The 7,104-nt window shown below is 59.6% G+C and carries 6 protein-coding genes and 2 pseudogenes; 4 read left to right on the top strand and 4 right to left on the bottom strand.

Annotation, left to right across the window (positions count from 1 at the left end; genetic code table 11):
• Positions 1-169 precede the first annotated feature (169 nt).
• Together RPS27_RS24735 and RPS27_RS24730 are read left to right on the top strand one after the other, a co-directional pair.
• Positions 170-358 (top strand): type II toxin-antitoxin system HicA family toxin, encoded by a 189-nt coding sequence (locus RPS27_RS24735; RefSeq protein WP_128929956.1) that lies wholly within the window; start codon positions 170-172, stop codon positions 356-358.
• 5 nt (positions 359-363) lie between these two features.
• Complete coding sequence (locus RPS27_RS24730) at positions 364-762, top strand: type II toxin-antitoxin system HicB family antitoxin (protein ID WP_128929955.1); 399 nt, start codon at positions 364-366, stop codon at positions 760-762.
• Positions 763-1,258: 496 nt separating this feature from the next.
• On the opposite strand, the gene RPS27_RS24725 is transcribed toward RPS27_RS24730, so the two are convergent.
• Both RPS27_RS24725 and RPS27_RS24720 read right to left on the bottom strand, forming a co-directional pair.
• Positions 1,259-2,215, bottom strand: coding sequence for a Fic family protein (locus RPS27_RS24725; RefSeq protein ID WP_232995664.1), 957 nt, complete (start codon positions 2,213-2,215; stop codon positions 1,259-1,261).
• Positions 2,216-2,303: 88 nt separating this feature from the next.
• Positions 2,304-2,612: pseudogene (locus RPS27_RS24720) on the bottom strand (Fic/DOC family N-terminal domain-containing protein); the annotation flags it as partial.
• Positions 2,613-3,149: 537 nt separating this feature from the next.
• Here RPS27_RS24720 and RPS27_RS24715 point away from each other — a divergent pair.
• Both RPS27_RS24715 and RPS27_RS24710 read left to right on the top strand, forming a co-directional pair.
• Positions 3,150-3,668 (top strand): helix-turn-helix transcriptional regulator, encoded by a 519-nt coding sequence (locus tag RPS27_RS24715; RefSeq protein ID WP_249798546.1) that lies wholly within the window; start codon positions 3,150-3,152, stop codon positions 3,666-3,668.
• Positions 3,661-4,884, top strand: coding sequence for a type II toxin-antitoxin system HipA family toxin (locus RPS27_RS24710; RefSeq protein ID WP_128929953.1), 1,224 nt, complete (start codon positions 3,661-3,663; stop codon positions 4,882-4,884). The genes RPS27_RS24715 and RPS27_RS24710 overlap by 8 nt, the downstream gene beginning before the upstream one ends.
• A 278-nt stretch (positions 4,885-5,162) precedes the next feature.
• Here the strand turns inward: RPS27_RS24710 and RPS27_RS24705 are convergent, their stop codons facing one another.
• A complete protein-coding gene (locus RPS27_RS24705) occupies positions 5,163-5,483 on the bottom strand; it encodes a ferredoxin family protein (protein ID WP_128929952.1) in 321 nt (106 codons plus the stop codon).
• Positions 5,480-7,095, bottom strand: a pseudogene (locus RPS27_RS24695) (FAD-dependent oxidoreductase). Before RPS27_RS24695 ends, RPS27_RS24705 begins: the two are co-directional and overlap by 4 nt.
• Between the last annotated feature and the right edge of the window lie 9 nt (positions 7,096-7,104).

Raw genomic sequence — 7,104 nt, 5'->3', positions numbered from 1 at the left:
GGAATTCCTGCGCAACGCCCATGCCGACATTCCGGACGTCGTCGAGGCCATGCGTCAGTACTGGATGCCGACCCGCTACGCTCGCACAGGCTGATCACTGCAGACGTGGGAGCTCATACCGGTTACCATTGGGTTGACAGTCTACACATAGTGTGTATAAATACACACTATGAAAAGCCGGGAAATTATCTCGATCCTTCAAGGGGATGGATGGTTTGAGGTGGGCCGGAAAGGCAGCCATGTGCAGTTCAAACATCCATTCAAGAAGGGTCGCGTAATTGTTCCGCACCCCGAACGGGATGTCCCACTCGGGACACTGAAGAGTATTGAAAAGCAGTCAGGTCTCAAACTGAGGTAAGCGCCATGCGTAACTATATTGGTCTTATCCATAAGGATGCCGACAGCGATTTCGGCGTCTCATTTCCAGACTTCCCCGGAGTGATCACGGCAGGCAAAAGCCTTGATGACGCTCGTGCTATGGCAGAGGAAGCCCTCACCCTTCATATCGAGGGTCTTGCTGAAGATGGAGAAGCCATTCCGGAGCCCTCTACTCTAGAGGATGTTATGGCAGATCCTGATCATCGAACTGGGGTAGCTATTTTGGTGTCGGTCAAACCCGAACAACCAAAGGCTATACGTGTGAATGTCACCCTTCCTGAGGACGTTCTGAATCAGATCGACAAATATGCTGAAGCGCACGGCTTTACGAGATCGGGCCTCCTAACTCAGGCCGCGAAGAGACTCATAGGAGAAGCAGCCTAAATCAAGGCTCTGAGTTCATTCGAAAAAGACCGCAATACGATCAGACGGACGCATTGCGGAATGGGCACCGCTATGTGGGCCGATGCGATGTTGACGCTGTTCAAAGCGACATGCCGAGACGCAGGTTGAATTCTGCCGATCGGCACGAGCGTGGTCCCCGGCACTGTTACGTTGCACCCCCGGACTCCTCGGCACTCCGAGCCTGCGCGCCTTGATCTGCGTCGACAGCACCGTGAGCCACGTTCGATGGAACGAGGCGTGGGATTGCAGTTTGATGGCGAAAGCATTTGGACGAGGTGAATTCCGGCTCCGGCAGCAATTCGGTTGCGGGGGCCGATTTCGTTGTCAGACGGCCAGCCGTAGGCTCAACGGATAGCCAATACCGAATAAAGGCCGGCGGCGTGGACAGTGGTCGGCCAGTTGCGACGGATGCGAAGAAGGCCGCGGTTGAACATGACGCGAGCATCCATGGCCGTGGACCACCTGGACGATCCGCTTAGCTCTCGCGGCATAGTTTGCCTGCCCATAGTTCCAAATTTGCCAGTTCTAAATTTTTCATCCGCCAATACCGGCATAAGAGAACGGATTTATTTCGATGAAGCAGCCGGAGCGCCTCTTCGATTCTGAGCCGCAGCCATCTTCCGGAATTCGCTCTATGGCCCCTTGGGGCCGACCGAGATCTTGTCAGGACCGACCTCGGGACTGACGTTTGCGAGAACCGGCTCTTCGCCGAACGGGCGGTTGATGATGGCAAGCGCCTCCGAGGCGGCGTACGCGGTTGCGCGCGTAGCCGGTCCGCTCCCGTAGGATGCCCACCTCTTCCAGCTGCGCGATGCCCTGGTTGATCTGGGCGGTAGAGATGTCGAGAAGTTCGCGGAGCCGTTTCGCCGTCACGACCGGATAGTTGTGAAGCTCGTCCAGCGCCCGAAGAGCCGCAGAAACCCTTACGGAATTTCCGGCGACCCCTCCAGCGTTCGGACAACTCCGACAGCGCCTGCCGGGTGCGGATGAGCTCTTCAACGGTGGCGGTCACGGCGTCGGCCATGAACGTGATGATCGGCTCCCAGTCGAGCCGCTGCTGGGCGTTCTTGAGGGATGCGTAGTACGTGCCCTTCTTGCTTTCGATGTAGGGAGAAAGGTACAGCGGTACACGCTTCTCCGCCGCCATCATGAGCGGGAGGAGGAGACGACCCACGCGACCGTTGCCGGCGCGAAAGGGGTGTACCGCTTCGAAATGGGCGTGCGCAATGGCCATGCGCGTGATGAACCCTTGAGTCATCTGCTGCATGCCCTCGTTCCGGAGGTAGTCGACCGCCTGAGCGAGGCAATCTGGCACGTCGGGTGGGGGTGGAGGATTTATACTTGAATATGCGATGTCTTTGTTCCCGCCGATCCAGACTACGCGCGTTCGGAAGTCGCCGGGATCGTCCTGATAATCCGGGTCGTCCTTCATCACGCGCGATGGAGATCCTTGATCGATCAATAGTGAAGACGCCGTAGCCAAGCTCGGTGGCCCGCGGGACAAACCTATCGAGGGCGACGGCGTAGCTGCAGACCTGGCGTGCCTCGTTGCGGGCGCCGTCATCGCCCGTCTCTTCGACGGAAAGCAGTTCGTCGAGAGTGCTCTGGGTGCCTTCGATCGACGAGGAACTGACCGCCTCGCGCCTGGTAAGGATGGCGTTGACCGTCCCGAATGCCGCTTGTGCCGCTTCCAGGGCTTTCGCTGCACCGGGGGCGAATACGCCGTCCTCTGGAGGTGCCGGTGGAACGATCCCGTAGTGGGAATCGTAGGGTGGCGGAAGCCGTTTTAGGGTTTCCCGGATGGTGCGGCTGAGATCGCTACGCTTCATGGAACCCAAACTAAGAGGCTAATTTTGCTAGTTATATTTTGGGTTGTTGCAAAAAACCATAACACACCGCGATCGCTGAGGCTTTATTTTGGTTCGCAAGGAAGCAATTCCCTCGTGTTTATGAGTTCCGGCCTTTGCAAAGCGGGTTGATGGATCTGAGGCTCTCAAAGTCTCTTTCGTTATCGGTCCACGATGGATCCGTTCGCCTCTCGGCTATGGCAGCGATGATCGTCTAGGCAGCTAGGTTTTTCGCAGTTTCTTGCGCGGGCGGGAACGCCGCAGGGCCTGGGCCGGGCGGCCTAGTCAAGAGCCGGCCCGGCGAAGGCCGCGCGCAAGCGAAATTCGTCCGCGCTTCATCGATAATTTTACTTATCATGATGGCTGCTTGATAACAATACTGATCGGTCAGCTTGAGACATGTCGGCGTTTCGATATATAATACAGATCGAATGACTTATTTGATCAGGATAATATATTGTGACTTACCAAAGTGAAGAGCTCATCAAAGCCGCCTCCGCTCAGCGCGCAAAGGCGGGCATGAGCCAACGCGCGCTGGCGGCCCGCGCGGGTATGACCCAGGCGCACATCTCGCAAATCGAGACCAGTCGCCTCGAACCGGGCCTGTCGAGCTTCATGCAGATGGCGCGGGCGCTCGACCTGGAGCTCGTCCTTGTGCCGAAGAAACTTCTTCCCGCGATAGAGGGCTTACTGCGATCAAACGCTGCCGAATTCTCGTCCGAACAAGGATCGTCGGATGTCTTCAGCAAGGCCGAACGCATCGTCTCTGGTCAAAGGAAACGCTATGGCAGTTCAGCCACCCTCGACCGCATCGCCGAATATTTTCGCTTTCTGAAACAGGTCCATCTTTCAAAAACCGACCTGGCACTTGTCTCAGATATCGTCGAGAGCCTGCGTCCCTATAGCGTCGAACCTATACCCAGGGCTCTGCTGGAAGATTCTGCAGGCGCGTTACAGGGTGTACGCAACAGGGTCGCTCATCCCGAAGAAGCCCCTCGCCCCGCCTACGCTCTCGACGATGAGGACGACGATGCCTGACGTATCCGTTCTAAATGTCCACCTGCACGATACCCCGATCGCGACTCTCACACTCGTGCAGGGCGATCGTTCGCTGCTCGCCTTCAATCAGACCTACATCGATGACGCCCACCGTTCCACCTTGAGCCTGTCTTTCAAGGACTCGTTCGGGAATCTGCTCACCTCGTTCAAACCGTATCAACAAGTTCTCGCGCCATTCTTCTCCAATCTTCTGCCGGAAGGGCCGCTTCGTCGCTATCTTGCGGAACGGGCGGGCGTGAAGGAACGGCGCGAGTTCTTCCTCCTGTGGATGCTGGGCCGAGACCTTCCGGGTGCCCTGTCGGTCCACCCGGCCGATGGAGACGCGCTGCCCCCCCAGGTCGAGGAGAATCTTACGCCCGATAAACGGCAGAACATGATGCGCTTCTCGCTTGCGGGCGTGCAGCTGAAGTTCTCCGCGCTCAAGAATGATCCCAAGAAGGGCGGACTCACTATTCCGGTCGAAGGTGTCGGCGGTTCATGGATCGTCAAGCTACCGTCACATCAGTATATCGGCGTGCCTGAGAACGAATACTCCATGATGACCCTGGCGAAGGACATCGGCATGGATGTGCCCGAGCTTCAACTGATCGACGTCGAGGCAATCAAAGGTCTTCCGGACGGAATCGGCGAACTCGAGGGGCGGGCGTTTGCCGTGAAGCGGTTCGACCGCACGGCTGATGCTCCGGTCCACATGGAGGATTTCGCTCAGGTATTCGGCGTCTTTCCGGATGAAAAATACGACAAGGCGAATTACCGAAGCATCGCGCGTGTCCTCGGCATTGAGACTGGTGAGGCCGACCTCGCCGAGTTCGTCCGACGACTCGTATTCAGCACACTGATCGGCAACGCCGACATGCACCTGAAGAACTGGTCATTGATCTACCCTGATGGGCGGACACCCGTCCTGTCGCCCGCCTACGATCTGCTCTCGACTATTGCGTACATCCCGGACGACAAGATGGCGTTGAACTATTCGCGCACGAAGAAGATGGCCGAATTCTCAAAGGACGAGCTGGCGCATCTGGCTGCCAAGGCGAAGATGTCGGAGACGCTTGCGCTCGAAACGGCTGCGGAAACGGTGCAGCGCTTCAAGAAACTTTGGAAGGAGCGCAAGACAGAACTCCCGCTGCAACGACAAGTCATCGAAGTCATCGATGCACATACCGAGACGATCCCGATCTACAAGGAGCTCTAAGGCTTGAATAGCCGGGGTTTCTGACAGAATAGAGTGAGAGACGCTTCCTTCCCACTGGTTATTTGAATTCGATGAAGTCCCTGCGCGCGGACTGTGGGGTCAGGCGAGCCTCGCCCGGCGCTGGATATGAAATTCTTGAGTTGCGAGTAGACCGTCATTGACGGTTTCTATCAGATCTATGCGTCGATCCCAGCGAAGTTGCCTCCATCGCGTTACGCACCTACGCCGCAACGTTAGTCGCATTGATGGCGGAGCGGGAGCGAATGCATGCACTGTCCTCAATGCACAAAGAGGAGGTAGCTGCGATCAGCGTTGCGCCGATTGCTCGTCTCGTCGGTCCAGCCGACGGCACGGCGATAGCTGCCCATCACCCCGGCCTCCTTGACGGTGACAAGATCGACCCGCTCTGTCTCATCGGCAAAAGGGGAGACGTAGAGCGCGTCCTCAGGACAATAGAGCTCGCAGAGGAAGCAGGTCTGGCAATCGCTCTGCCGCGCGATCACCGGAAGCCCGTCCGTTTTGTCGAATACGTTGGTCGGACATACCGCGACACAAATGTCGCAAGAGGTGCAGCGCTCGCTATCGATGACCTCGATCATTCCGCAGCCTCCGCGTAAGCCGCCTCGGCATGGGGCCGGACGGCGGTCCAGACTTCGTCAAGGCCGCCCGATGTCAGGTAGTGGCGCTGCCGATGGTCCTGCTCGGGGAAATCGTCACGACGATGCATGCCGCGGCTTTCCTGACGCGCCAGTGCGCTGCGGTACATCCATCGCGCTGTGGCCAGCATCGCCGCGCTTTCACGCGTGCGGAGCAATTCGGCCGCGCCGGCAGCGCCTGCTTCCGAGACATCGCGCCAGGCGGCATCGAGGCGCGCCAGCGCACCACCGAGCCGTGAGGCCTCGCGGAAATAATTCAGCTCATAGGGGAAGACCTCGTCCTGGACGGCTCGCGCCAGCGCGGCCGGCTCGAATGCGCGCCGCGACCGGCTCCGGAGGCCGACCGTTCCAGCCGAGGACAGCTCTCGACCGTCAGCGGCTTGCCGCGCGTAGTCCGCGGCGCCCTGCCCGGCCAGCGTCCCCGACGTCATCGCCCAGGCGGCGTTGTGGCTGCCGCCGCCGGTGAAGCCACCGCAGATCAATTCGCGCGTCGCCGCATCTCCGGCGGCATAGAGCCCGGGGACGGTGGTTGCGCAGGTCTCGTCGACGATGCGAAGGCCGCCGGTGCCACGCACGGTGCCTTCCAGTCGCAGCGTAACCGGAAAACGATCCTTGAACGGATCGATTCCGGTGCGGTCGAAGGGCAGGAAGAAATTCGGTTGCGAGGCCCGCATGTGCAGCTGGACGTCCGCGTCGGCCTTGTCGAGCCGCGCATAGACCGGCCCCCCGAAGCAGGGCTCGGGCAATCGCGGAACGACCGCCTTTGGATGCAGCACCAGCTGCCGTCTTCATAGGTGAAGTTGGCCCAGCCATAGAACAGCGTCTTGGTGACCGAGCCGAACGCCGGCGAGATCGCGTAGGGATTGGAAAACTCCATGCTGCTGAATTCGGCGCCGGCTTCGGCGGCCATGAGATAGCCGTCACCGGTGAGCACGTTCGAACCTAGCGTCTTGCTCAGAAACGCACAGCCGCCGGTCGCAATCACCACCGCTTTGGCGCGCACGGTCCAGCGATCCTGCTTCTGGCGACGCAGGCCGCTCGCGCCCGCAACCGCCCCGGCCTCGTCGAGCAATAATTCCAGCGCCGGGCTGTGATCGAGGACGGTGACGCCGGCCTGCTTGGTCCGCTTGCGCATCAAGCGCATATATTCGGGGCCTTGCAGCGAGTTGCGCTGCGACTTGCCGTGGTCATCCACGGGATAGGGATAGCCCCATTCGGCGAGGCGATTGCTCTGCTGAAAAGTGAGATCGAGCGTGCGGACCATCCAGCGGCGGTCCTGAAGATATCCGCCGAGCTTCTCGCGGCTCGCCATCGACGCCTCGCGGTCAGTCGGCGTGGGATCGACGTACCAGACGCCGGTTCCCGCCGCCGCGGTCGAGCCCGAGGTGCCGCAAAAGCCCTTATCGGCGAGAACAACACGCGCGCCGCGTTCGGCCGCGCTTACCGCTGCCCAGGTGCCCGCGGGCCCGCCACCCAGCACCAGCACGTCTGCATCATATTCGACCGATCCTGAAGGTGCGGACCTACGCTCGGCGCGATGGATTTGGTTGGTCATTGAACACGT

The sequence above is a fragment of the Bradyrhizobium sp. WYCCWR 12699 genome (assembly GCF_032144035.1).
Taxonomy (GTDB): domain Bacteria; phylum Pseudomonadota; class Alphaproteobacteria; order Rhizobiales; family Xanthobacteraceae; genus Bradyrhizobium.
This window is presented reverse-complemented; position numbering and strand designations above follow the sequence as displayed.

Excerpts from the sequence above, each read along its gene's own strand:
- RPS27_RS24735 (WP_128929956.1), top strand. The coding sequence starts at position 170 with ATGAAAAGCCGGGAAATTATCTCGATCCTTCAAGGGGATGGATGGTTT.
- RPS27_RS24730 (WP_128929955.1), top strand. The coding sequence starts at position 364 with ATGCGTAACTATATTGGTCTTATCCATAAGGATGCCGACAGCGATTTC.
- RPS27_RS24725 (WP_232995664.1), bottom strand. The coding sequence starts at position 2,215 with ATGAAGGACGACCCGGATTATCAGGACGATCCCGGCGACTTCCGAACG.
- RPS27_RS24715 (WP_249798546.1), top strand. The coding sequence starts at position 3,150 with ATGAGCCAACGCGCGCTGGCGGCCCGCGCGGGTATGACCCAGGCGCAC.
- RPS27_RS24710 (WP_128929953.1), top strand. The coding sequence starts at position 3,661 with ATGCCTGACGTATCCGTTCTAAATGTCCACCTGCACGATACCCCGATC.
- RPS27_RS24705 (WP_128929952.1), bottom strand. The coding sequence starts at position 5,483 with ATGATCGAGGTCATCGATAGCGAGCGCTGCACCTCTTGCGACATTTGT.